Source organism: Paenibacillus lupini (genome assembly GCF_011761355.1).
Classification (GTDB): domain Bacteria; phylum Bacillota; class Bacilli; order Paenibacillales; family Paenibacillaceae; genus Pristimantibacillus; species Pristimantibacillus lupini.
Map to the genome: position 1 here is coordinate 342,512 of NZ_JAASRW010000007.1, position 26,800 is coordinate 369,311.

General features: G+C 46.1%; 17 protein-coding genes, 2 tRNA genes and 1 rRNA gene. 2 read left to right on the top strand and 18 right to left on the bottom strand.

Going from position 1 to position 26,800, the window contains the following annotated elements:
- Positions 1 to 14: 14 nt before the first annotated feature.
- From FHS17_RS23400 to FHS17_RS23420, 5 genes are all read right to left on the bottom strand, one after another.
- Positions 15 to 1,025: a LacI family DNA-binding transcriptional regulator gene (locus FHS17_RS23400; protein ID WP_167280875.1), complete on the bottom strand. Its 1,011-nt coding sequence runs from the start codon at positions 1,023 to 1,025 to the stop codon at positions 15 to 17.
- Between the two features lie 105 nt (positions 1,026 to 1,130).
- A complete protein-coding gene (locus FHS17_RS23405) occupies positions 1,131 to 1,964 on the bottom strand; it encodes a carbohydrate ABC transporter permease (protein ID WP_167280876.1) in 834 nt (277 codons plus the stop codon).
- The gene (locus FHS17_RS23410) at positions 1,961 to 2,866 is read right to left on the bottom strand and encodes a carbohydrate ABC transporter permease (protein ID WP_167280877.1); all 906 of its coding nucleotides are present in this window, start codon (positions 2,864 to 2,866) and stop codon (positions 1,961 to 1,963) included. Before FHS17_RS23410 ends, FHS17_RS23405 begins: the two co-directional genes overlap by 4 nt.
- The gene (locus FHS17_RS23415) at positions 2,863 to 4,299 is read right to left on the bottom strand and encodes an ABC transporter substrate-binding protein (protein WP_167280878.1); all 1,437 of its coding nucleotides are present in this window, start codon (positions 4,297 to 4,299) and stop codon (positions 2,863 to 2,865) included. The genes FHS17_RS23410 and FHS17_RS23415 overlap by 4 nt, the downstream gene beginning before the upstream one ends.
- Before the next feature lie 316 nt (positions 4,300 to 4,615).
- Positions 4,616 to 5,515: an ArsR/SmtB family transcription factor gene (locus FHS17_RS23420; protein WP_167280879.1), complete on the bottom strand. Its 900-nt coding sequence runs from the start codon at positions 5,513 to 5,515 to the stop codon at positions 4,616 to 4,618.
- Positions 5,516 to 5,656: 141 nt separating this feature from the next.
- Between FHS17_RS23420 and arfA the strand changes: the two genes are divergently transcribed.
- Entirely contained in the window at positions 5,657 to 7,168 is a 1,512-nt protein-coding gene (gene arfA / locus FHS17_RS23425; protein ID WP_167280880.1) for an arabinosylfuranosidase ArfA, read from the top strand.
- A 334-nt stretch (positions 7,169 to 7,502) separates the two neighbouring features.
- Here the strand turns inward: arfA and FHS17_RS23430 are convergent, their stop codons facing one another.
- From FHS17_RS23430 to FHS17_RS23440, 3 genes are all read right to left on the bottom strand, one after another.
- On the bottom strand, positions 7,503 to 11,261 hold the full coding sequence (locus FHS17_RS23430; RefSeq protein ID WP_167280881.1) for a discoidin domain-containing protein: 3,759 nt from the start codon (positions 11,259 to 11,261) through the stop codon (positions 7,503 to 7,505).
- Between the two features lie 340 nt (positions 11,262 to 11,601).
- Positions 11,602 to 12,807 carry a hypothetical protein gene (locus tag FHS17_RS23435; RefSeq protein ID WP_167280882.1) on the bottom strand — a complete coding sequence of 402 codons (1,206 nt, stop codon included), beginning with the start codon at positions 12,805 to 12,807 and terminating at the stop codon, positions 11,602 to 11,604.
- 129 nt (positions 12,808 to 12,936) lie between these two features.
- Positions 12,937 to 14,955, bottom strand: a complete 2,019-nt coding sequence (locus tag FHS17_RS23440; protein ID WP_243865505.1) for a GxGYxYP domain-containing protein — start codon at positions 14,953 to 14,955, stop codon at positions 12,937 to 12,939.
- A 347-nt stretch (positions 14,956 to 15,302) separates the two neighbouring features.
- On the opposite strand from FHS17_RS23440, the gene FHS17_RS23445 reads away from it, so the two are divergent.
- A complete protein-coding gene (locus tag FHS17_RS23445) occupies positions 15,303 to 16,838 on the top strand; it encodes a cobyric acid synthase (protein WP_279590388.1) in 1,536 nt (511 codons plus the stop codon).
- Between the two features lie 77 nt (positions 16,839 to 16,915).
- Here FHS17_RS23445 and gntK read toward each other — a convergent pair whose 3' ends face one another.
- The 10 genes from gntK to FHS17_RS23495 all read right to left on the bottom strand — a co-directional run.
- The gene (gene gntK / locus FHS17_RS23450) at positions 16,916 to 18,457 is read right to left on the bottom strand and encodes a gluconokinase (RefSeq protein ID WP_341805905.1); all 1,542 of its coding nucleotides are present in this window, start codon (positions 18,455 to 18,457) and stop codon (positions 16,916 to 16,918) included.
- 18 nt (positions 18,458 to 18,475) lie between these two features.
- On the bottom strand, positions 18,476 to 19,837 hold the full coding sequence (locus tag FHS17_RS23455) for a GntP family permease (protein ID WP_167280884.1): 1,362 nt from the start codon (positions 19,835 to 19,837) through the stop codon (positions 18,476 to 18,478).
- 28 nt (positions 19,838 to 19,865) lie between these two features.
- The gene (locus tag FHS17_RS23460; RefSeq protein ID WP_167280885.1) at positions 19,866 to 21,479 is read right to left on the bottom strand and encodes a response regulator; all 1,614 of its coding nucleotides are present in this window, start codon (positions 21,477 to 21,479) and stop codon (positions 19,866 to 19,868) included.
- Complete coding sequence (locus FHS17_RS23465; RefSeq protein ID WP_243865506.1) at positions 21,480 to 23,228, bottom strand: sensor histidine kinase; 1,749 nt, start codon at positions 23,226 to 23,228, stop codon at positions 21,480 to 21,482.
- A gap of 1 nt (position 23,229) precedes the next feature.
- The gene (locus FHS17_RS23470) at positions 23,230 to 24,543 is read right to left on the bottom strand and encodes an ABC transporter substrate-binding protein (protein ID WP_167280886.1); all 1,314 of its coding nucleotides are present in this window, start codon (positions 24,541 to 24,543) and stop codon (positions 23,230 to 23,232) included.
- A 264-nt stretch (positions 24,544 to 24,807) separates the two neighbouring features.
- On the bottom strand, positions 24,808 to 25,752 hold the full coding sequence (locus FHS17_RS23475; RefSeq protein ID WP_415639835.1) for an LLM class flavin-dependent oxidoreductase: 945 nt from the start codon (positions 25,750 to 25,752) through the stop codon (positions 24,808 to 24,810).
- Positions 25,753 to 25,775: 23 nt separating this feature from the next.
- On the bottom strand, positions 25,776 to 26,246 hold the full coding sequence (locus tag FHS17_RS23480; protein WP_167280887.1) for a GNAT family N-acetyltransferase: 471 nt from the start codon (positions 26,244 to 26,246) through the stop codon (positions 25,776 to 25,778).
- Positions 26,247 to 26,390: 144 nt separating this feature from the next.
- A tRNA-Thr gene (locus FHS17_RS23485) sits at positions 26,391 to 26,466 on the bottom strand.
- A gap of 17 nt (positions 26,467 to 26,483) precedes the next feature.
- Positions 26,484 to 26,560 (bottom strand) — tRNA-Asp (locus FHS17_RS23490).
- 148 nt (positions 26,561 to 26,708) lie between these two features.
- Positions 26,709 to 26,800, bottom strand: a 23S ribosomal RNA gene (locus FHS17_RS23495); the annotation flags it as partial.

A 26,800-nucleotide genomic window follows, 5' to 3' on the forward strand; every position in this document is an offset into this window, starting at 1 on the left:
TCATTCCTTAGCCCTTACTTGGTGCTTTCCCTCAAAACAAGCTTCGTATCAATAATCTCATTGAATTTCTGCTCAGACTCGGGATGATTAATTTTGTGCAGCACGATATCAACAGCACGTTTGGACATTTTACCTTTGGAATTGCTGACCGAAGACAGCTGGAACGGGATAAAAATCCGTGATTGAATGTTGTCAAAGCCAATCACCGCATAGTCTTCCGGAATTCGATAGCCATACTTGTTCAGTACGTACGCCGTTTCCCATGCAATAACATCATTAAAGGCAAATATGCCGGTAAATTGTGCTTCTTGCTCGATAAGTTGCTTAACGATTAGCCTTGTATCCCCGGCAGATGCTCCAACTTCAACAATCAGATCCTCGTGTACGGGCAGCCCTGCTTCTTCATGTGCCCTTCTATAGCCTTCAAGCCGTTCTTGCGCACTAGATATCCGGATTGGACCATTGAGGAACAGAACTCTCTTGTGGCCACTGTCGATCAGATGCTTCGTTGCCAGATAGCCGCCTTTTTCATCATCACAAATGACATAATCGAATTCCGGCTCTTCCTTGAATCTGCGCCCGATCAGTACGAATGGAACCCCGTTCTTCTGCAGAAACCGGATATTGTCCGTGCCCCGCTGGGAAGGACAGATAATGATGGCATCGACATTTTTGCCAATTGCCGTGTAGATCGCGAGTTCTTCCATCTCATAATCATCTTCGGTATTAATGATAAATATCGTGTAATTATGCTTGCGAGCTGACTTCTCAATCTCTTTGACCATGATGCCGAAATGGGGATTGGCCACATCACTGACAATAACCGCAATCGTCTTGGTTAGTCCTGAGCGGAGCGAGCCGGCAAGCGCATTACCCACATAGCCCATTTCCTTAGCCAGTTCCTTAATCATCTGACGAGTTGCTACGGCGATATCCTCTTTATCCTTTAATGCCCGCGAGATGGTGTTCGCTGAGAGTCCAGCTCTTGTTGCCAAATCCTTTAAAGTGACTTTCCTGCCTTCCATGCTTTCTCCCCCAGCACCGGAGTGTCTTAAGTAGACTCTCTCATTTTGATTAATAGATTAGCACTAGAAAATTTAGGAGTCAAATGTCCAGAGGAGATCAGCTGGTCACCCTTTCAAACCAGTCATCACAATACCTTCTACGAAATATTTCTGCCCAAGGAAAAAGACGAGCATAGCTGGCATTAAGACCACCGTTGTTGCTGCCATCATCAAATGCCACTGTGCGTTATACATCCCCTTGAAGGTCTGAAGACCTAGTGCAAGGGTGTATAATTTCTCATCACTTAGATAAATGAGCGGCCCCATGAAATCATTCCACCCGTTCAAGAAGGAGAACAGGCCGACAACCACCAATGCAGGCACAAGCAGCGGTAGCATAATACGGCTGTAAATCCGGAAATAACCCGCTCCATCAACAAGTGCAGCTTCGTCCAATTCTTTTGGAATCGTCATAAAAAACTGCCTGAGCAGGAAGACATTAAATGCCCCTCCTCCAAACCATGCCGGAAGCGTCAGTGGAATAAAGGTGTTTGTTGCACCCAGCTTTGCCCATCCGACATATTGCGGAATAAGGGTTACCGCTCCTGGAAGCATCATGCTGGTCAAGATAATCATGAACACGAGATTCCGTCCCGGCCATCTCAGTCTAGCAAAGGAATACGCACAGATCGAGCTTGATAACACCACCCCGGAAACCTCCAGCACGACGATAATAAACGTATTCAGGAAATACCGGTTAAACGGCAGAATGGTCAGCGCCTCACGGTAGTTACTGAACAGCCAATCATGTGGCATCCAGATCGGTGGGATAACGAATATATCCGACTGATCCATCACCGAGCTGCGCAGCAGCCAGTAGAAAGGAAACAGACACAAGCAAGCTCCGGCAGCCAGCAAAAGATAGATGAGCGACTTGGAAACAAACCTGCTGCTGATCATCTTTTCCCCTCACTTTCGCTGTACACCCATAAGGCAGACGTTTTGAATACCATCATGGTAAGACCAAGAATGACGATGAACAACACCCAAGCGATAGCCGATGCACTGCCCATACTAGAGAACTCGAACGCTTCCCGGTACAGATAGTAGGAATAGAACAGCGTTGCGTTATTTGGTCCGCCCTGCGTCATAATGTAGGCTTGCCCGAATACCTGGAAGCTTCCGATGAAGCCCATCACCAAATTGAAGAAGATCGTTGGTGTCATCAGTGGTATGGTAATAAAAAACAGCTTATGCAGCCAATTGCCGCCATCGACCTCTACCGATTCATACAGATGCCTTGGTATACCTTGAAGCCCAGCAAGGAAGATCACCATCGTGCCGCCAATCGTCCATAGGCTCATTAAGACCAAGGATGGCACCGCCAGATTTTCCGAATAAATCCATTGCAGTCCCGAAATCCCAAATACCTTGAGCAGCTGGTTTAACAGACCAAGATCCGGATCAAACAGCCATAACCAGATCATTGACGATGCAACAGCAGGTACGATGGTCGGCATATAAAAAATGGTGCGGAAAAACGTTTTCCCCTTGATTGGATGATTAAGCAGCAGCGCCACCATAAATGCCAGCAAAATCTGTAAGGGTACACTTAGAATAACGTAATAGGCCGTAACCCCTAGCGACTTATAAAATAACGGGTCCGTTCCGTCAATCAAGTTCGTATAGTTACTGAAGCCAATAAATTTCAAAGGACTTATCACGTTGTATTCCGACAAGCTGAAGATGAAGCTGGCAATCATCGGTCCAAGGACGAAGATGAGATATCCGGCAATAACCGGTGAAGCAAACAGAACGCCTGCCCTGGCCTCCTTATTCCATAACTTCCTCCCGCTGATCATCTCTCCGTATAAACCCCTTTCAGCTCTTTTTCCACTTGAGGCTTAATCTTGGCTAAAGCTTCCTCTGCTGTCGCCTTGCCGAGCCAGACCTGCTCAAGTGCCGGGTCAATGATGCTGTTGATTTTGGACAAGTTTTTCACGTAATACGATGTGTTCGGGAAGCCATTATCGAAGGCATTACGCATTACAGCATCCTGGTAGCCGTCCGGATGTGCCGGGTTACCTGCAGCCCATTTCGAGACTAGATCCTCATTCTCGTACCATTTCTTAAGCACCGGCATCCAAAGTCCACTAGTTTGAAGCTCAAGCGTGTTCTCCGGATTCATCATCCACTTGTAGAGCATCCAAGCCTCCTCTGGATGTTTCGTATCTTTGAAGATTACAATTGGTTCGCCAAGTGTCATAGTCGCTTTGTTCTTCATGACTGGAGCAACACCTACGCCGAAGTTGAGCTTCTTCGACGCTGCACCTAGATCAACCAGACTCCACTGGCCGTCCATCGTCATCGCCACTTTACGGGATTGAAGCGCCGTTGCACCTGAAGGTAAGTTTTTCGATTGGGTTGGTGATGGCGCCACATGATATTTGTTGATTAGATCGGCCCATTGCTGAATTGCTTCTGCAGCCTCCGGATCAGACAGCTTGAACTCGGTTCCGTCCTCGTTAATGAATTGACCGCCGTTTGACACAACACCATTCATATAAGCCCATAACGGCATCGTAACTCCGAATTGCTTGATCGCCTTTGGATCAAAATCAGGATCCAATGCATTATGGCCTTTTTGGTCCAGCGTCAGCTTCTGAGCAGTCTCTACAAATTGGTCCCATGTGTAAGCCTCATCCGCTTTCGTTGGAGGCAGCGGCAGACCGGCATCCGTGAAAGCGTCCTTATTATAAAATAAGGCGAAAGCTTCAAGCGCGCCGTTTACCCCGGCCAGCTTCCCTTCATCCCAGTAATACATAGTGTTCGGAAGGATATCATTCACACTGACATCTGGATCATTATTCAGGAAATCCAAGATGTTATAGATTCTTCCCTGCGAAGCCCATTCCAGCGCAACATCACCATTCAAGAGGCCAATATCGGGCATTTGATTAGAGGAAGCCATCGTTGTCAACTTGGTTGTATAAGCATCCGGGATATGCAAGGTATTCACTTTTATCCAAGGATACTTTTCTGTAAAAGATTTAATAGCGGCTTCCTGTACCTTCTTCTCATTAGGACTGCCCCAGAACGTATACTTCAAAGTTACCGGATCATGCTTTTCAGGTTCATTCTGTACCGTGTTATTTGCTGTGTTGGTACTTGTGTTATTAACGGTATTGCCGGAAACTTCATTGGTATTGGAATTGCCGCTGTTGCTGCTGCATCCCGATACGATCACAGAAAGCGCTATCATTCCTGTCCATGCTAAGCCTGCTGTTTTCCTCATAGACTTACCTCCTTCAAAATTGGTTAAAGATCCCTATTCATGATTCAACCAATGATGCAAGTCAAGATGAACGATGCCTTTCATGATTTGAGGAAGATTTCACCTCCATTTTCGTTAACATTATCGTTAATGTAGCTCACAGGGTCATTATAAAAGCTTTACAATTGAAAGGTCAATTATAAATTTCGGACGTTACATGGATGGAATTTGGATGTTTTATGTCGTCATTTCGGAGTGTCAGGGAGCTGCAGAATAAGAAAAAAACGGCTCCAATCTTAGATTGGAACCGACAATTTTTTCATCATTTTTATAATGCTCACACGTAAATACTTCTAAACAGAATGTCTTGATTGTAGTTGCCAAATCCCTTTCCGTAAAGGGTAAGACCACCTCGTCCACGTCCTGTATCCTCTGCTTCAATACGGAATGTCCAGTTAATCGCATCGGTCCCGATATCCCGGAGACCAACATCTGAAATTTTCTGTCCATCAATGTAACTCCCATGTTCTTTAACCCGAAGCACCTTCAGTAATCCGTATTGATTCACATCATGAGACCACCAATCCGGCGTAAACCGCCCTCTTGTCTTCCCAAAGTCCCCCGGACTGGTCCATACCCCCAGTGACTTATCATTGAGAAAAAATTGAATATCCGATGGCCAATTCTCATTAACTCGGGGAGCTTCGGATCCAATCTCAAATGAAATTTCAATCTCGTGGAGCTGCTGATCCTTGTACGAATAATTAGGAATCTTATACTCCACCCATCCTCTTGCGAACCATAGAATGCCCGCATTCACTCTCTTTGGATCCATGAAGCAGACAGGATTGTCATATTGACCAATAACTTTCTCAGTAGTCGCAATCCCGCAAGTTGGCCAAGCCTCGTAACCGGTATAATGTCCGATTGGGAGAGACAATTCATGAAAGCTAAGAGAAGTAGCATCATTAGGAGACAGCTTAATTTGCATAAATTCTGCTTTTATAAAACAAAACTTATAAGTAGCTCCATCTATTCTTTTCATTTTGCTGCCGACAATTCCCGCCTCTTCCAGTTTCCGAATATGTCCGCTAATGACCGGATTACTGAGGAACAGCTCGGATGCCAGCTCTTTCACATGCATTTCTCTCTCAAATAATTTATCTATTATTTTCAACCGCACTTCACTAGCCAGCGCTTCATAGACCATTAACGAGTCTTTATTGGTAGAAAGCATCTTATCACCTCGTAGGATTTTGTTTTTATCTAATCCTAAAACTATTCATTGCCTGCTACTAACCATTATGTTACTAATAATATATCATTTCAATCGTATTTTGAATTTTGTTTTTAGCTAATTCAATTAGGAGGTCACTTCATGACTATTCGCTCCAGTATGCTTGTTGACAAAAACTTTACGATTTCCCCAGTTGATCCACGTCTGTATGGATCCTTTATCGAACATTTGGGACGCGCTGTTTATGGCGGTATCTATGATCCAGGACATCCCACCGCTGACGAGAATGGGTTCCGGCAAGATGCCATTGAGGCTATAAAAGCTCTTCAAGTTCCTATTATCCGCTACCCTGGAGGAAACTTCGTATCCGGCTACAATTGGGAGGATGGCGTTGGTCCTAAGAGCGAACGTAAACGTCTATTAGAGCTCGCATGGTGGACGACAGAAACAAACGAAGTAGGTACCAATGAATTTGCAGATTGGGCCAAGCTAGTTGGCACTGAAGTCATGATGGCTGTAAATCTGGGAACGCGTGGTATGGACGCAGCAAGGAATCTTGTCGAATATTGTAATCATCCTTCAGGTACTTACTGGAGCGACCTACGAATCTCCCATGGTTACAAGGAGCCTCACCGCTTCAAAACCTGGTGTCTTGGCAATGAAATGGATGGTCCTTGGCAGATTGGCGCGAAGACGGCGGTTGAGTATGGTCGTCTTGCTAATGAAACAGCTAAAGTGATGAAATGGGTTGATCCATCAATCGAGCTCGTTGCTTGTGGCAGCTCCAGCAGCGGCATGAGCACCTTTGCAGATTGGGAAGCAACTGTTCTTGATTTGACCTATGATCAAGTCGATTACTTGTCCCTTCACACTTACTACAATAACAACAATAACGATACGGCGAATTTCCTGGCCAAATCACTTGATATGGATCAATTCATCGATAGTGTGGCTGCGATCTGCGACTATGTGAAAGCGAAAAAACGCAGTAAGAAAAAACTGATGCTCTCACTCGATGAGTGGAATGTATGGAATACGATTGGTACGAGCCGCGCGGATGAGCGTTGGCAGATTGCTCCGCCAGAGTTTGAAGATGTGTATACTCATGAGGATGCTTTGGCAGTAGGCTGCTTCCTCATCACACTTCTCAAGCATGCGGACCGTGTAAAAATGGCATGTATCGCGCAATTAATTAATGTGATTGCACCAATCATGACTGAAACAAACGGCGATATTTGGCTGCAAACCACCTACTATCCATTCCTGCACGCCTCGAATTTCGGCAGAGGAACGGTGCTTCAAGCAGTCATCTCTTCTCCAAAATACGATTCCAAGGACTTCACCGATGTTCCTTATCTCGAAGCGATCACCGTATACGACGAGGAACAAGGATTGGTTACTATCTTCGCAGTTAACCGGCATCTTGAGGAACAAATGGAGCTCAATCTTGATCTCCGCAGCTTCGATGACGTGAGCATCATTGAACATCTTGTGCTGGAGAGCGAAGATTTGAAAGCCACCAACACCAAATCCAATCCGCGCAATGTTGTTCCCCATGCCGGAGGTCAGACTTTTGTAGATAAAGGCAACGTTCAGGCGTTCCTTCCTAAGGCATCCTGGAATGTCATTCGTCTTCAGACAAAAAAGGGATAACGGACTCCCCTCAATTAATAAGGGCAATCGTCAAAGTCATGATGACTTTGACGATTGCCCTATTTTTGCACGGTTGCTAACGAATCTACATCACGCTATTCGCTAAATTTAGATAGGTATGGATTTGTAACGAATCCTCCTAACGCTATTCTCTGCACAACTCGATCATTTAACCGCAAACTAGCCATATAGCGATATCACGGTTCGTTAGATTGGTAAACACACTGATTTTCACCAAATAAGCATCTCAGGATTCGTTAGCTTGGATCTCATTTGTTTGCCATAAGAAAAAATAGCGGTGCAGGGAAAATACCCTGCACCGCTATTTTTTCAATTAATTAAACGTTAAAGTAAATCCGCTTTGCACAAAATTCACATTAGGATACGCGATATTTCTGGTTACTAGATTGTTAAAGGTTGCTGATCCATTACCGGTATAGGTGTAGATTGCAGCACCCAGATGAGCGGTGGAGAACCTCGATGTAGTTACCCCATCTTTACCCGTTCCATCAATGGTCACATTGTTAAAGACGATATTCTCAAATCCTCCGCCATAACCAAATTGAATGGCATCACGCTGCGCATTGATTATATCGATGTTCGTGAAGGTAACGTTCTTGATGGAGTCATTGGAAGCCTCAAGATCAATCGCTCCCCGTTCCCCATTGTATAAATCCTGACTCGTACCGCTATTAATAATCGTAGTATCCGAGACAGTAATCCCCGTATTGTTCTGGAAATGATAGCCTGGGAAAACGGTATTGAGTCGAACGCCTGACCCGCCTACTGTATCAATAATTACGTTGTGATCAGCCTTGTGTCCACTGCCGCCAAAGAAGGCAATACCTGCTGCACGCCAGTTATTTTCGATCGTGTTGTAAGAGAAGGTATTATTCACTCCTGCCGGTGCACCATTTGTGTTACTCGTCCAGACTGCCAGAGCATCATCTCCGTTATTTCGCAGACTGCTATTGCGGACAATGGAATTGCTTGTTCCTTGTGCAAAGTTGACTCCATCAGCCAGGTTATTGCGGATCCGGCTGTTCTCAATTGTCAGCCCATTCGCATAGATCGCTGGTGTATGAGCATAATCCCCCACCCAGAATCCACATTCAAAATGCTCCACCCATACATCATGGATTTTCGAATTGGTACCGAAGTTATCCATGAATCCTTTATAAATCGCATTTTGTCCATAACGGGATCTGAGCTTCGAATTGAGATACACGTTGCTGAAGTCGAGCTTGCCGCTTATCCGGAGCGAGATCCCTCCGCCGGCCGCATTTGGATTCGTGAACTGGATATTAGTATACCAGAGACCAGCGCCAGTAATCGTTAGGTTATTGATCATATTGCTAGCCGAACCAATCTCCCACATGCTGCTCAGATGGAACGTACCTACTGGAATATATAAGGTCTTGCCAGCTGCTACTGCTGCTGTCACAGCCGATTTGAAGGCTGCCAGATCATCTTGGCCGTCATTTGCGATTGCGCCATAATCGGTAACAGACACCGAATTAGCCGGCTGTGCAATGGCTGTTGGGACAGGTTCAACCTCGATAAAGTCTACGCCATACTCTAAGCTATCTCCATTTGCTTTTTGAATACGAATGGTATCTCCTGGCTGGAGTGGTGTATCCAGCTTCCAATGCACTTCATCAAAGCGGAATAACGGACGTCCTCCACCAGGAGCATCAGTCGGCATATCGCCTGAGAAATATTGCCAGTTGTAGTACGAAGATAACGAAATGGTCTTTGCTTTGACATTATTCACATAGACGTCAAGCGAGCCGTTCAGACCCATACCATCTGTCGAATCAGGCATCGTAAATCTCATCGTAACCCCTGCGCCGCCCTCACCTTGTCGTACGGTCCATTGCAGATAGGAACCATTGGAAGGAAGAGCAATATATTTTTGCCCAGATGCTTCTGAGGCGATAAGAGATTGATCAAAGGTTGGTGCAGACTGAAGCGTTGCTCCGCCGCCGCGAGTTGCATCATCGGTATCATATCGGCTGTATGGTACACTTGCTCCTCGAACGGAATAAACAACCAGATTAGCTGTACTTACGTTATTAGCTTGTTTGGCTGCAACTTCATTCGTGTCTGCTGCAATGGTTGTCGTAACCGAGTAGTTTCCATTAATCGCTGACCATGACCCAGGAATGCTCACATTAGCAGAGGCTCCAGGTGCTAAGGCTCCGCTATAAGAGCCACTAAACGTTTGGAGTGTAGCACCGGCTGAATTTTTAAGTACGACAGTAATTCCATGAGCACCGCTTGCCGAGGCTACGGTTCCTTGGTTTTTCAGATTGACCGTAAAAGCAATCGTATTGCCGGCTACAGGATTGTTTGGTGTCCATGAAGTTGTGCCGATGAGGTCTGCGCTTGCTACTTGTGCAACAACTAATGAAGCTGCGTTCGTATAGCTGTTATTGGAATCGTTAAGCTCGATGATCGAGTTATTCTCATCCACTTTGGCACTAAGTGAATACGTTGCTGCTGTCTTAGTTCCAACATTTAAAGTTACTGCTGCTGTTGCACCCGCTGTGAGCGCTCCTACTGGAGCAGATCCAGCAAGTTCATTGTTCATGTAGAAATTCACAGTAGATGCTGCAGAGCTCGCATTGCCGTCATTTTTCACGGTGGCGTTAAGGGTTATATTGCTAGACTCATCTGGGGAAACAGGTGACCATGACATACCTGTAATCGTCAAATCCGGATTGGCTGCAGTCGTACCAAATACTTGGAACTCTGCGATTTGTGCCGCTGGAGCACCAGAATTTGAAGTAATGTTTAATTGCAGGCGTTTAACCGTTGCTGTCACTGGAATAGTCACGGTATTGCCAGACGTTGGGTTAAAAGTATACGTTTGCGATGAGACCAGATTGCTGAAGGTAGTAGTTGCTTGATTATGACCTAGTACTTGAATGGTTTGCGTACGTGTAGCCCACTCTGTTGCAAGATTCAGCTTTAATACGATGGAAGAAACATTATAGTTTTTACCCAGATCAAGCGTTAGTGTGCTTGGATTGCTGCCGCCTTCCCAATATGTGCTTGTATTGTTATCATTCGCATTCGAAGCCACATAGGTTTGTGTGCTGGAGGACGCAGTCATTGTCTTGCCAATCGCGATGTTATCGGTTGGTGTCGGTGTCGGTGTCGGTGTCGGTGTTGGTGTGCTGGACGCCGTTACTTTGATCTCATCGATGTTGATGTTCGCGGAATCGCCAGCATCGTATTTGTAAGTAATCGTATTGTTACCGGCACTCAAAGTGAGCGTCTCTGCTTTGGTACCCCATGTATCCCAATTCGTCAGATTTGGTAAAGTAGTTTGACGGATCTTCGTTCCATTCACATAGATACTAATCGTCTGTGTTAAGCCGTTTGCGTTACCATATTTCAATGTAACATCATAGCTTCCTGCACTGGATACGTTTGCTGTGAATGCTGTTGCTGCCCCTTGTGTCCAGTAACCATCTACAAATCCCGTACCGGAAAAGCCGATGTGATCGGTATTCACTTTCGCTCCACCTGACAACACTGCCGATTCTGCTTGGTATGTACCAGGAGTTGCTGGGATGCTGGCACCATAAATCTCGAACTCGGATAATTGTGCTGCCGGCCATTCTGTATTTGCCGTTACATTCAAGCGCACATAACGCGTGCTTGTTGCTGTAAAATTAATGGTAACCGCATTGTTTGCAACCGATGGATTAAATACATAACCAGTCGAACCAACAATGTTCGTAAACGTTGATCCATCCGTACTTCCTTGCACAGCCAAGGTCTGTGTCCGTGTACCCCAGCCAGCTGGCAATTTCAGAACGATCTGATCAATGCTCGTATTGGCACCAAGGTCAACTTGTATCCATTGTGGAAAAGCATTATTTGTACTTTCCCAATAAGTGGCTTGGTTACTGTCCTTCACATTACTTGGTGCATAGGTTTGGGATTGGCCGCTTGCCGTAATCGTCTTCCCAAGTGTTAAGTTCTGTCCCCCTGCGGCAGAGACTAGTGCTCCACTGGTCGAAAACAAGCTAGTGATCAGCATCGTTGCAATAAGCAACCATGCGACATACTTGTTGCGCATTATATTCCTCCTCAATAATTTGTCTAATAATCATTAACTATGAGAGCGGTTACAAGATGTCTGCTTTATAAGCCTCCTTCCAATGGAATACTTCTAATTATAGGAACAATACGAATCCGACAATAAGATGTAATCCTACGGAAAATGTATGTGATTCCAAGATCATGTAGATGAGTTACACTATCATAGAGCTGATTGAACACAAAGAAGACTGCCGACACTTTGTGCTCGACAGTCTTTAAATGAACGACTTCTGTCCCTATTGAGATGGATCAACGCCCAGGTATTTAAAATACGATTTAATCCTGCGAGGAACTTACACCATTAGCTGGATGCAGTACTAATCAATATCCGCTATTTTCCATGTCCCTTTTAGCTTCACAAAGGAGTACATTTTATGGCTACCTTCAAAATCAGAATCCATCCAGCGGGTTGTCGCAGCTGTAGCTGAATCTTTAGATTCCTGATTAATCGATTCCACTTCAATTTTAGAGATTGTTTTTGCGTTTAACTGCGTAATAGGGCTGTCTACTATAAACAAAGATAAATATGCTTTCTCATCTCTTGCATTTAGATACTGTGTTGAGAGATTAATCAGTTTAACAAGCTCAAGTTCCAATCCGGAATACTCGGACTCATCAATCACAGCTAACATTGACCAATCGTCCACAACGCGCATCTGCCCACCATTTATCCGAATTACGTGGGACCGTTGTTGACTATCAACTAAGTTAAACAAGAATTGATCTGCCTGTTCATCGTAACTCTTAGGGACGATCTTAACGGAATTCAGATCAATTGAATTCTTGTACTTTTGCAGTGTCTTGTCAAGGTTCGTACTCGTCTCAGCTTTGCCATCGTACATACCTAAATGTAACACCAAGCTTTCCTTGTCATTATCTTTTAGCGCCTGCACATATCGTTTAACTTCCAAATCTGTATAAGGATACTCTCCAATAAGAGGTGAGTCATACAGCGGCTCACGCCTGTCATCATTCTGAATTTGCTCCATCCCTTGCGTCTTGGTATACCTCACTACAAAAGGTATGGATCGCGCCTTGCCTTCTTTTGTACCAACTATGATGTAATTTTCGATAAAGTACTCATCATTTTGCTCATTTGATTCAAACTGTAATTGCAGTTTTTTCAAGTTGTCAAAGTACAGCGTAAATCCCTCCAGTACCTTCATCATATCAGCCAGGGTATACTCATTTTCTGCATGCAGCATCAGACCTGACAATGTCCTTGCATCCCTCTGCTTCAGAGCCTCCAAATATTCTTCTCCGTCTCTAGCAGAGATCTGCTCCAATGATTTTATTTCCTCTTCCGTCAGCTTGACAATAAAAGGTTCAACCGCTGACTTATTCGTCTCTATAACTTCCTCAGGCATTGGCGATGGAGATAGAACTTCGCTCTCATTCCCCACTGCTGATACCGTTTCCGAAGTGGAAATTCTCTCCTCACCACAACCTGCTGTTGATCCCATGATGGTTGTGGACAAAGCAAGTATTAACAGTCCTTTTCTAACTCGTTTCCTGAATTTCAAATGTTCCACCCCTATCGGATAAACTTCCAATAATTGGACGGAAATGACTCACAAAATGTTACAGAGACCCGTCAATTCACATTAAAAAGAGATGCATGTCTCCATGCACCCCTTTTTCTCACCAATCAGTTAAGGATTAATCGGCAGATTGTTTTGTTCCCGCATTAATTGGAAATACGTATCTGGTCTGACAAACACAATATTGCTGTTGCTGCTGAAGTTATTCACCGCGTTGACGATCATCTGGTATGAAACATCCCAAGGATTAGACTGAATACTTACAAAACGTGGTGCTGTTCCGTTCCATCCAGCAATCGCATTATTAATCTCGGAGATGATCGTTGCTTGAGAGTAACAGTATGTCGCACTTAGTCCTTGAGTTGGCAGTGAGTTGCCGTAGATGGTGATCGGGCCGCCAGCGTTTTGACCAGTTAAGCCTAATAACGACGGAGCGTATTGGGCAAAGCTGTTCCCAACGTTTGCATTAATGCCGCCGGTAATCGTATTCCAGATGGTTGCGACCCTTAACCCCGCACGACTCATGTAATCATTAGATAAAGCTACGAAACTATTCAGATACGTTTGATTCCCCCAAGAATTGGGATACGTATAGCCGATACCGGATGGCCCTGCTATAAGTGCATCGTTAGGTGTAGCGCTATTGTACAAATAATTCAGCACGCCTGGCATTGCATCAAGCATGGCAGGAGATACTGTCCAGCCCAGCGGCACAGCTCCACGGTTAGGAGAATCCCATATTTTCTTAAATCGATGCTCCATATACTGCAAATTATCACCGTCACTCAATATAAGCGAGACATAAATCTTGTTCTGCAGCGTTGGTTTAGTCGGCACCGGCTTTACATTAACCGTTCTAGAAGTGCCGCCGAATACGGTCAGATTGGAGGACCAGTCGCTGGCAATTGTAGAAATGCCATATTCGGAAGCGGCTTGAACACCTATTGCCTCATCCGGCCACCATCCCATGTAAACTCCGCTGCCATACGGCATATCGGAGAAGAAACTTTGCAGCAGCGTTTTTTCGGCGGGCACAGAAGGATCCAGCCATACGACAGCCGCCCCGGTTGCCAATGCATAATCGCGTAAAGCCCCTTTAATTCCCGGATTTAAGCCGATAAGGAGTCTATGTGACAGCGAGGACCAATAATGGTCATGCAAATATTGATAAACCTGAAGCTTTGTGCTGAAGTCTCCACGCAAGTCATCCAAAATTGGCAGATTGTAAGGTGCAGAGGTCAACTTACTTACCAGACTTGGTGGTGCTACAATGCCGCCGGATTGTGATGCAATCGTTGTAGCCAAGTTCACCGTATCAGGAACGGCATTATCATAGACGACAATCCCGTTAATTTCGCTGGCGTATTTGGTGATCAGCGACCAATTATCTGCCACATCTGTATGACCGATACCCAAATCATTCAGCCATTTGTCTTTCCCATCCTCATTCTTAACGTTATCATCGTAGGTGTAGATTCTTGGCTGCGTTTTGTTGACAAGCCCTTTGAGAGTCGTGAATACGACGGCTTCGTCTGATTTGCCCTGCAGACTTGTTCCAACGGCATCTACTTTGGTATATGCTCGCCCATACCAATAGACCCTAAATTCGATTGCGTGTCCGGCTGTCGGATTATTGAAGTTTAATGTGAATCGCTCATAAGAGCCCACCTTCGTCCATTGCTGACGAGTAATATCTCGTGTGGCCAATATTTGTCCGTTTGTATTGTCTCTGACATCAACCGTGACAATGAGATCATTATTGGCCGTATTATTATCAATGATCATATCAAAGAATGCCTGATTCGCTCCTACTGGAATATCGGTAGCATAAGGCCCGTATACCATGTGCTTATTAGGAGCATCAATTGACGTTTGAGCTAGCCAGCCGTTGCCGTCCAAATGTCCGGTACCGTGTCCAACCTGTGTGCCCTCCGCCTCATATTTATAATCGGTTACAAGATTCATAACATCGAGTGTGGAAGCAGGAGTTGAAAAAGACGGAAGAATTTGCCCTGTTGGCCATGCCAATCCGGAAGCTTCCGCCTTCGGCAGCCCCCCTGTAAATGGAGAAGATGCAGCCAATATAACCGTTGCTAGTAAGGCTGCTCCTAGCTTTTTATTCCATTTCATTGCCATTTCCTCCTAATAAAGAATTGCCACATGAGTGGTCGATCTCTGGCCAGAACTGATGAGTCTCACCTGTTGCCGAGAACATTCTTCACATTTCTCTCCTACCACCTGCCTTCACCCTTAACTGAAGTGTGCCGACGTCTTGATGCCCAATAAGCGCAATGAATGACTCCATATTAATGTAAGCGCTTTATTTGTAAAATAATATATCACTCATATTGTATATGTTCAATATATCTAATGTATGAGTTTTCCAGCATCATCTCATCCAACTATCAATTAAACTTTGACATCCATCGATAGACATGGTTTATATGAAGATACAAGATTTTTAAGGAGGTAAAAGCTTGAAACGGGCAGCAACCATCATGGTGCAAGGAACAGCTTCTGATGTAGGAAAAAGCGTTTTGACTACGGCTCTATGCCGTATTTTCGTTCAGGACAAATGGAAGACCGCACCTTTCAAATCGCAGAATATGGCGCTGAACTCCTACGTTACACTTGACGGCAAGGAGATTGGCAGAGCACAAGGCGTCCAGGCAGAAGCCTGCGGAATTGCTGCTACGACGGATATGAATCCGATTCTGATCAAACCAACTGGAGAAATGAAGGCGCAAATTGTTGTACACGGCAAGCCGCTGGAAGAAATGAGCGCATGGCGTTACAGAGAGGAGTATATACCGCTTGCCGAAGAAATTGTGACAGATGCACTAGACCGCCTTCGTGCAGAATATGATATCGTCGTTCTGGAAGGAGCCGGAAGTCCGGCCGAGATTAATCTCAAAGACCGCGATATTGTGAACATGCGCATGGCCGAGTGGGCAGATGCCCCTGTCCTGCTGGTCGCAGATATTGATAAAGGCGGCGTCTTTGCTTCTATTGTTGGAACGTTAGAGCTTCTGGAAGAAGACGAACGCAACCGGGTAAAAGGATTCATTATTAATAAATTCCGCGGCGACATCAGCCTTCTGCAGTCTGGTCTGGATTGGCTGGAGGAGCGTACAGGTATTCCGGTGCTTGGTGTTATCCCTCATCTGCCAAGGCTTGATATTGAGGCTGAAGATTCTGTCGTGCTAGAGAAGCTGCAGGAACAGGAAAGGAACGAAGATAAAGAGATAGATATTGTGGTTATCCGACTGCCTCGTATCTCCAATTTCACCGACTTTGATCCTCTGTCAGCAGAACCGGACATCTCGCTTCGTTATGTAGAGAGTGCAGAGCAACTCGGAAAACCGGATATCATCATTATTCCAGGCTCAAAAAATACGCTTGATGATTTGCTCTTCCTCGAGCAGACCGGCATAGCAAAAGCTATCGCCAAACGGGTCTCGGAAGGCAGCTTCCTCGTCGGAATTTGCGGAGGCTATCAAATGCTCGGTCGCAAGCTGTATGATCCGCTGCAGGTCGAATCGGTACACGATGAAGTTGATGGACTAGGTTATTTGCCGCTTGCCACGACCTTCTATATGGACAAACGAACGGAACGAGTAAGCGGAACTATAGCCGCTCCCCATCCCAATTGGCCATCTATGCAAGGACAAGCCATTGTAGGCTACGAGATTCATATGGGGCAGACAACTCCACTCTCGCAGGTGAATCCTCTTCTCTCCATAAACGGTCAATCTGAAGGAGTCATCTCAGAGAATGGCCGGATTTTCGGGACGTATTTACACGGTCTCTTTCATAACGACACCTTCCGAAGACAGTACCTGAATATGGTCCGCGCGTACAAAGAATTAGCTCCAATCGAAGACATATTGCCATTCCGAAGCAGGCAGATTGAGACCTTTGATCGATTGGCCGATCATGTTCGCAATCATCTGGATATGGAGCAGGTTTATCGCATTCTCTTTGCCAATCAGTCTGAAACAGCTATCAAATAAATCAAAAGGGACATCGGCGGATGTCCCTTTTCTCTGGGTAAATAAAAGAAGCCTGCCATAGGCAAGCTCCTTCTTCATTACATCCACTTTTTCTGATAAGCCGCAATTTCCTTATATTCCGAAGTTAGTAGCCGTGAAATCCGGACATAAATCCGGCTCAGTTCTTTATACTTCTCCACATTGCCTTGTTCAGGCAGATGCTTATGAGATGTCCCCATCATGCTTGAGACCACATGCAGAGAATCGACTTCTCCGATGCTGTACAGTCCTAAGATTGCTGCGCCGAGACAAGAGCTCTCGAAGCTTTCAGGAACATGGACTTCCTGCTCAAAAATATCAGCCATCATTTGACGCCACAGCTCTGAACGCGCGAAGCCGCCAGTTGCCTGAATTTTTGTCGGGTGGCCAATCAGCTCTTCAAGCGCCATATATACTGTGAACAGGTTGAAAATAACACCTTCCAGGACTGCCCGAATCATATGTTCCTTTTTATGCTGCAGACCAAGTCCGAAGAACGAGCCTCTTGCATTCGCATCCCAGAGCGGCGCTCTCTCTCCTGCCAAATAAGGATGGAACAACAGACCATCCGCACCAGCTGGCACCCGTGCGGCAATCTCCGTCAAAATATCGTAAGGGTCTTTGCCAAGCCGCTTTGCTGTCTCCGTCTCTGCGGAACACAATTGGTCGCGGAGCCAACGGAAGATCATTCCGCCATTGTTAACCGGCCCGCCAATTACCCACATATCGTCGGCAAGTGCATAACAAAAGATCCGTCCCTTCGGATCCGTCACCGGCTTATCGGTAACAGCGCGGATCGCTCCGCTTGTCCCGATCGTCACAGCAACCGTTCCTGGCTCAATCGCATTAACGCCAAGATTGGATAATACACCATCGCTTGCTCCTACAATGAATGGCGTAGAGGCTGGCAATCCCATTTCGGCTGCCCAATTCTCCTCTATTCCTTCCATAGCGTAAGTCGTTGGCACAGGCTCGGACAATCTATCCGGTGTAACACCTGCTACCTGCAGCGCTTCCGCATCCCAGTTAAGCTGGGTTAGATTAAACATACCTGTCGCTGATGCAATCGAATAATCGATAACATACCGTTTGAACAGCTGATGGAACACGTATTCCTTGATGGAAATAAACTTATGCGTGCGTCCAAACAGCTCTGGATCCGTATTCCGCAGCCACACGAGCTTGGACAGTGGAGACATAGGATGCAGCGGTGTACCCGTACGCAAATAAATTTGATGACCGTTCATCTCGTTCTTGATCCGTTCCGTCCACATCGCACTGCGATTGTCCGCCCAAGTGATGCACCGTGTAAGCGGCCGGCCTTCGCCATCAACAGCGATGACGCTATGCATTGCTGAGCTGAACGACACACACAGCACGCCTTCCCGCTTAGCACCGCCCTTCGCTACGACCTCCTTGATCGTACCAACTACCGCACGGAAAATCTCATCCGGATCCTGCTCCGCAACATCCGACTTCGGTGAGTATAGCGGGTATTCTATCGTATGGGTCGCAATGACACGCCCACCTTTATCAAATAACACGGATTTCGTACTCGTTGTTCCGATATCCGTTCCAATTACATAAGAGGAAGCCATGATTGGTTTCTCTCCTTTCTATCAAACCACCGTATTCAAAGCCATAATAAGCACAAGCGCAACGACCGAAATAATTGTCTCAAGCGCTGTCCATGTCAGAAGTGTTTCTTTAACCGTCATGCCGAAATATTCTTTAATCAGCCAGAAGCCAGAGTCATTCACATGGGACAATATGAGCGAGCCAGCACCTGTTGCCAATACGAGCAGCTCCACATTTGTTCCCGGCATAGCCGCTGCGATTGGTGCAACAATCCCTGCCGCTGTCATCATCGACACAGTAGCAGAACCGGTAGCGACACGGATCATTGCCGCGATACCCCAACCAAGCAGGATCGGAGACACATTAGACGAAGTAGCCAGGTCAGCGATATAGTCGCCAATACCGGAATCAAGCAGTACGCGGTTAAAAGCTCCACCTGCACCAATAACAAGCAGAATAGTCGCTGTTGGCGCAAGGCAGTCATTCGTAAATTTCAACACTTTCTCGCGGCTGATTCCCCGCGCATACCCTAAGCTAAAGAACGAATATACCGTTGCGATCAAGAGGGCTACAACCGGATCGCCGACGAACTTAGCAGCCAGGAACAGATTGCTATCCTTCGCGAGCGAACCGCTCTCAACAAAGACATCTGCGAACGTTGCGATAAGCATGAGGAACACTGGAATCAAAATCGTAATAAGTGTGTTAGCAAAACCAGGCAGTTTTTTATTCTCTACCGTCTCAGAAAGCTGATCGCCCATTTCCTTCGGCACTTCTTTATGAATCCGTTTACCAATCCAGCTGCCATACAGCGGTCCTGCAATGATAGCCGTAGGAAGACCAACGATAACCGAATACAAAATGGTCTTACCAATATCAGCGTTAAAAATACCAACTGCAGCCATAGCAGCCGGATGTGGCGGCACAAGACCATGAACAACGGACAAGCCCGCGACCAGAGGTACACCGATTTTAACCAGCGAAAGTCCCGTTTGTTTGGAGATCGTAAACAAGAGTGGTACAAGCAATACGAAGCCAACTTGGAAAAAGACCGGTATGCCGACGATGAACGCCACGAACATCATTGCCCAATGGACTCTCTTCTCCCCGAACAGGCCAATAAGTGTACGGGCGATACGCTCAGCTCCGCCAGATTCGGCCATCATTTTACCGAGCATTGTGCCCAGAGCAAGTACAATCGCTAAGAATCCAAGTGTATTACCCATCCCCGTCTTAATGGAATCGATAATACCTGTCTGATCCTCCGTGGCCATAATCGGCATCCCCGCCGCCAGCCCCGTCCCAATTGCCGTAATAATAAGAGCGACAAATGGATTTAATTTAGCAACCGTAATGAGTAGAAGCAGCACAACGATCGCTGCAAGTACGATAAATAGCAACATGATGTATTCCTCCTTATTTGGTTCAAACCTATGATGTATGTCCGTCGCGGTACTCCTGAGGTGTCATACCGAACGTTTTTTTAAACGCGCTGATGAAAGAATGTGGTCTCTGATAACCGAGCCTAGCAGCAATGACATAAACCTTCTCGTCACTATGTTTAAGCAGCGACTCCGCCTCTTCCATCTTCACACGCTGAATGTAATCACTTATGTTTTCACCTGTTTCCAGCTTGTACACCTTGGACACATAGACCGGATGGAGCTTCACTTGATCAGCCACCGATTGCAGTGACAAGTCACCAGTAACATTGTCATCGATAAAGCTCCTTATTCTCTCAATCAGTGAATGTCGGGAATCCTTCGTTTCCTTCGCCATATCCTCTTGCAGCAGCTTAAGCGTACGGAAGGCCCATTCCCGAAGATGATTAATCGTTCGGAATGGCATACCCGTCGTCATTCTGCCGTAATCGGCACCAAGTGTGTCAGCTAGAAGACGGCCGTTCTTATGGGCGATAAAAGTATAAGCAGAAGCAATCGTAAAATAAATTTCGAGCAAATGCTCTTCAGAAATCGCTTCTCCGCTCTCCAGCCCTGTGAAAATCCGTTTATATTTCTCCTCCACAGCTTCCCAGCGGGCAGCCTCTAACAAATGAACTAATGCCGGAGGCTCGTACAAGTATTCCAGCGATCGTACCCCCGCCACAACATCTTTCTCGTCGTCCAGCCGCATGAACTGTTCCGGTTCATCCCCGATCCGGTTGCGGAAAGCAGTGATCGCTCGATTGTAGCAAGCAGGTACATCATCGGGAAAAACACCTGTTCCGCTTACCATAATGGAAACTTGTCCCCTTAGGTAAACACCTACAGCAGACTGCAATACCGATGCTGTACGCTCAATCCAGCCTGGATCATCCCCTTCCGCTTCTTGCTTCGCGGTTAGCAGGAAGATGAGATAATCATGAGTGTCCTTCGCATGCCATAAGGCATATCTGCCGCCGAACAGCTCCTCTGCCATGTTGGAAATCGCATACTCCTTCCAGGAGAGGTCCTCTCCAGAAGGATCGTCGAACCGGTCATCCAGCCGAACAGCCATTAATGAAAACCGCTGCCAAGCAAATTCGCCAAGCTCCAGCCGCATCATTTTTTCATGCCATTTCGTCCCGTCCCGTCCCTGAAGCAGTTCATGCAGCAAATTAGCTCGCAGCAGCGGCAGATGCTCCTTCAGGGTATAATTGATCCGCTGAGCGGAGATGACTTCCTCCCACTCCTGCTCCAGCTTGCGTAGTACACGAGCCACAGTTGCCAGCAAATCATCCGTTTTTACCGGCTTAAGCAAATAATCCTCGGTCTGGAACTGCATAGCCTGCTTGGCATATTCAAACTCCGAGTAACCCGACAACAGGATACTTTTTGTCTTCGGCCACTTCTGGTCGATTTCGGCGATGAGCTGAAGCCCGGACATTCCCGGCATACGGATATCAGTAATGACGATATCAACTGAGAACTGATGAAGCTGCTCAATCGCTTCCTGACCAGAATAAGCTTTATATACTTGATCGATGCCAACTGATTTCCAATCGACTGTCGCTGCCAGACGGTCAACGACATGCGCCTCATCATCCACAATTAAGAGCTGAGCCATCTACGCTTCACCACCCTCCAGCCGATATTCTAGCTTCAACCAGGTTACGGTAACGACAAGACCTTCCCCGTCCCCATGCCGGAAATGAAGGCCTGAGCCTTCCCCGAACCGGCCACGAAGACGCTGATGAACATTCCAAGTACCGCAGCCGATCTCATCGGTCATCTTCTCATCCAGCTGTGACTTCAGTCGAAGCAGTGCTTCACTTGTCATACCTGCTCCATTATCAGCGACCTCGAGATAGTTATAAGGCCCCTCCTGTCGCCCGGTAATAACGATGCGGCCGCCACCTACTCGTCCCTCAACACCATGCACAATTGCATTTTCGACAATCGGCTGCAAGGTGAGACGAGGCAGAGGCTCATTCAGCATGGCATCTGGTACTTCCATATCGAAGGTTAGTCTTCCCATCCGCAGGGTATGGATGTTCAAATAATGGCGAACGAATTCGAGTTCCTCACCTACAGTGGACTGCTGGTTATCCACCTTGGTCGTGTAGCGGTAAAACTCCGCCAAATTCTCAGACATCGAAATAACTCCTTCGCGGTCGTCCATAGCAGCGGAATTAATAATAAAGAACAGCGAGTTATATAGGAAGTGAGGATTAATCTGCGACTGCAATTGCTTCAGAGTTGCTTCCCTGGATCTGAGTTTTTCCGTGTATACATCTTCTATCAAGTTCTGAATCTGACCAGCCATTTCGTTGTGGTGCCGGATCAGCTCGTCAAATTCGTTATTCGCTTTGTATCCAATTCGCCACGACAAATCGCCGCTCTTCATCCGTTTTACGCCTGCTATCATACTAGATAAAGGGATTTGCACGTTACGATAGAGCAATACAGATGCAAGCAGTCCAAGCAGAATAAGAAAACCGATCGAGCCATAAAACCAGTTACGCGCCTTTATAATTGGAGAAACAATTCGCTCAACGGGTACGTAATCAACCAGATACCAGCCTAATTGACGCGACTTTACATAACTGACCAGATACGTTTGTCCGTCCATCTTCAAGTTTTGCTGGCCATTTTGGCCTAAAGCTCCGTTTCCTAGTTCTTGGATCACATCAGCTGAAGCCACTTCTACATACGTGCTGTTGTGGACAAGCTCTGTATCCGGGTGAAAAAGAAACGGATCCCCTCGATTTTCCTTTTTGTAGACATCGAGCATATCGCTAATATTTTGGACTGGAAAACGGACCTGAAACACCGCATCAGCTTCTCCAACCTTTGCCGCAGCAGCTGGAACTCCAGTCTCACGGACAAACGTACGAATCGGATAGCCACGAGAACTGTCCTGTTCATAGGCCCAATTGATTTGAATCTTTCTATCCGGTGACCAGGCTCTACTACCATTCAAATAAATGTTCGACGATAATACGAGATGTTTCCCGGGAAAAGAAAACGTCAGATCATTCGACCAGGGGCTGGATACACTTTGAAGGCTTAGCTTTTCCGTCACTCTCGCCTGTGCTTTTAAACCGCTTTCCGTTTCGCTTGTGCCAGAGGACATAAAATCACGAATATGCGGATCATCGCTTAGAATAACCGGAAACATTGATAAATTTTCCATCGTTCCATCTAATTGATCCATGAAAAAAATAAGTTTGCTCAAATTGGATGAACGCATTTGACTCTCTACTACTCCAGTTGCAATCCGATTGGAGTAACCGTAAAGCAACAAGACTGGCACAAGCAGCAGAACAATGGTTAAGGCTATCTTGTTGAAAATCGACAGTCGGCGTGGCATCATTTTACTCCGCTTCCTTATCAAGAATGTCCTGTAAAGCGGCATTTGCCTGATTAGCGGTTTCTTGAATATCAGACTCACCTGTGATAACCATTTGAACGATTTTGCCGACTTGCTCCCGTGCTGCAGCTACATCAACCGTCTGTGGACGATCATGATCAACACCGCCGTTGATCGTTTGCTTGAATACAGCAGCAAGCTCCTTCGGAAAACCAATCGTTCCTTGCGGATCATTCCACACTGATGTTCTTGGTCCTGGATTACCCGCTTGCTGCGTGAGCAGCATCATTTGCTTACCTGTTGCCCACTCGATAAATGCCCATGCTGCTTCTTTATCTGCCGACTTCGGGTTAATGGCAAGCCCCCAAGAGGTGATGTTATAGGGCATCGGCCCTTCAGCCCCTGCTGGGAACGGTGCAAATCCGACATTACCAGCCACCTTAGTTTGTTCCTGATCAAGCGCCGCTCGGTAGATCGAATTCGCATCCGTGTAGAGCGCAGCCTTCCCGTTCGCAAAAAACGCACTCGCCTGAGGCCATGACATGTTGATTACATTTGGAGGTCCGTAATCTCTTAGCAGACCACCATATGTCTCGAATGCCTTAATGGCCTCGGGCGTATTAATCGCCGCTTTTCCGTTCTGGATAAAGTCGCCTCCTTCCGAGTAAAGGAACGACGAGACTTGCGTTACAAGTGGACTTCTCTGTCCTCTTGCTACAAAGCCGTACACCCCTTGATCAGGATGATGCAGCTTTGCCGCCGCTTCCTTGAGCTCTTCAATTGTGCTGGGAACCTCTAATCCTGCTTCATTTAATAAATCTTTTCTGTAATACAATATTTGTTGTTCCGTTACGATCGGAATGCCGGCCAGCTTGCCGTCAACTGTTGAAGAACGGATCGCCTGCGGCAAGAAGTCGCCAAGATCGTAATCCACATCATGTGTGGCGTAAGCATCAAGCGGTTCAAGCCATCCGTTACGAAAGAACAGCTTTCCTTCCTGCAATGGCCGGTACATAAATACATCCGGTGTCTCTGAGCGGGCTGTAAATTGAACGGTCAGCTTCTGAGTCAACTGGTCTTCGAAATAACCTTGAATCCGCACATTAATGCCCGTTTCCTTCTCAAACTCAGGCAGTAACGGCTTAATCACATCGACCCATGGATGGGAGCCGGTTACGAACGTAATCGTGCGTCCTTCTAAACCCCCTCCGGAACTTCCGAAGCTGTCCTGTTCCGCCTTTTGGCTGTAGCCACATCCGGTCAAAGCTGCAACGATAAGTAATCCTGTCGTTCCGGACTGTAAAAGCTTGAGCTTCATGCCTCACTTTACTCTCCTTCAAACGAAATCGTTTTAACTATCGTCGATTCTCGTCGAAAAATTTTCTGAGCACCATTAACATTACTGGATAGCGGGTTTGTACGATATAACGAATACTAAACATCGATAACGAATCCTAAATATGTGCATTACCTATTATTGCCTGTTCGTGAATTCTCATTATTTTTTTCTTCTTTTGGTATTTTCCGCAAAAAAATAACCCGATCATAAACGATCGGGTCTATTGCGGCGGTATTATCTGATTTAAGCATTCCATAATTCCTGAGCAAGCAATTCATAAGAACGAAGTCGTTTGTTATAGTGCGGCACCATGGTGACAAGCATGAATTCATCTACTTCGTACATTTTTGTCATCTGCTCTAGACGGGTTTTGATTGAGCTTGGGGTTCCCACAAGCAGCTTCCGTTCCGAGTATGCTTCCGCTTTCCCATCTGGCAAATCCTTTTGAAACAATGTAGTGCTGCTGTTAGCAAGCTGCATAGCCTCGTCCTCTGTATCGGCACATATGACGCCAATCGTCACGATAGCTTTCGGCTCAGAGCATAGCGGAGAAGGGACAAACGATTCCCGATAGGTCCGCAGCACTTCTTCGCCTTCCACATCACTCATGAATTGGCCAAAAACATATCCCATACCCATTTCCGCCGCGTATTCAGCGCTTTTCTTGTTCGTTCCTAAGAGCCACACTTCTGGCTGAACAAGAGGGCTTGGTCGTGCGTCAACAGGCTCGCCTTCATAGGTATAACTGCCCTGAAGCAACTCCGCTACATCCTTATGCTTATCCGGCATTTTCCTTACATTATCCAAGAAGTTACCGCTAAGAGCCATACTGGCATGTGCATTCCCCCCAGGTGCACGCCCTAGACCCAGGTCAATCCGTCCCGGGTATAAGCTTGCGAGCAGACGAAATGACTCTGCGACTTTCAGCGGGCTATAATGAGGCAATAGCAGCGCACCTGAGCCGATACGAATCCGTTCCGTCCGAGCTCCGATATGAGCTAAAAAGACTTCCGGAGAAGGGCAAGCTAAATATGGCATGCCATGATGTTCAGCGACCCAGTAACGAGTGTAGCCCAGCTGTTCGGCAGTTCGGGCAAGTAAGACAGCTTGTTCAAGTGCGTAAGTGTCATTCGTGTTCTCAAACACAGGAACCAAATCCAATATGCTAAGTTTTAAACCTTTCATCATGCCTCCTATATTCCCCTAGTTCTTTAAGAATAAAACTGCAGCGCAGGCTTGCCCTGACTAGTAGTTTCCGTAAAGTTATCTCCTGAGTATTCTGCAATTGTCTTTATCCAAAATGCTTGTGCAGGTAAATTATTTTCCAGCCAAGCTACTACCCATTTCCCTTTAAACCTCTTGAAAACGGTAGTTGCCGCTTGTTTACCTAATCCTTGACCTCGATATTTTCTTAAAATGAAAAACTCTGCCATTGAAAAGGCATCTTCACCTTTTATTTCTCTTACTAAAACAAACCCAGCAAGTTTTCCTGAATGAACAACAAAGATGGGATAACGCCCCTCTTCCGTCCAATAATGATCTATATACTTATAATCGTAAAGGCCATATTCATTAACATCGTTATCATGCTCTTCCTCATAAATACTCGTATCGTATTGATAGAGTTCCATAAGGTTCCTCATGATGAATTTCTGTTCATAAGGAACGCTTAAAAGCTCCATATCTCATCCCCCTCAGAGAAATCCAATTAGGCTTATTTTACAATAGATCACATAAGAAATTATACTAAACTCACAATGGACCCACATTTAATAAAAAAAAAATAACCCGATCATAAATGATCGAGTTAGTGATTTAAAAAGAAATGGTGCCGGCGATAGGAGTCGAACCCACGACCTACTGATTACAAGTCAGTTGCTCTACCAACTGAGCTACACCGGCATAAAACTTGGTAAAAATGGCGGAGCTGACGGGATTCGAACCCGCGGTCTCCTGCGTGACAGGCAGGCATGTTAGGCCTCTACACCACAGCTCCGTATGTATTATTCAAGGTTTTGCGCCTTGAAAACTGAATGCGAAAGTTTTTGTTTCATCTTTAAGCGATTTTCCGGTCTTCACACCGGGGTCCCCGAAAAGTAATCGGCATAAGCTACAACGCTTAACTTCACTTTTTGGGGTTGTTTTAGGATAAGCCCTCGACCGATTAGTATTCGTCAGCTCCACACATTGCTGTGCTTCCACCCCGAACCTATCAACCTCGTCGTCTTCAAGGGGT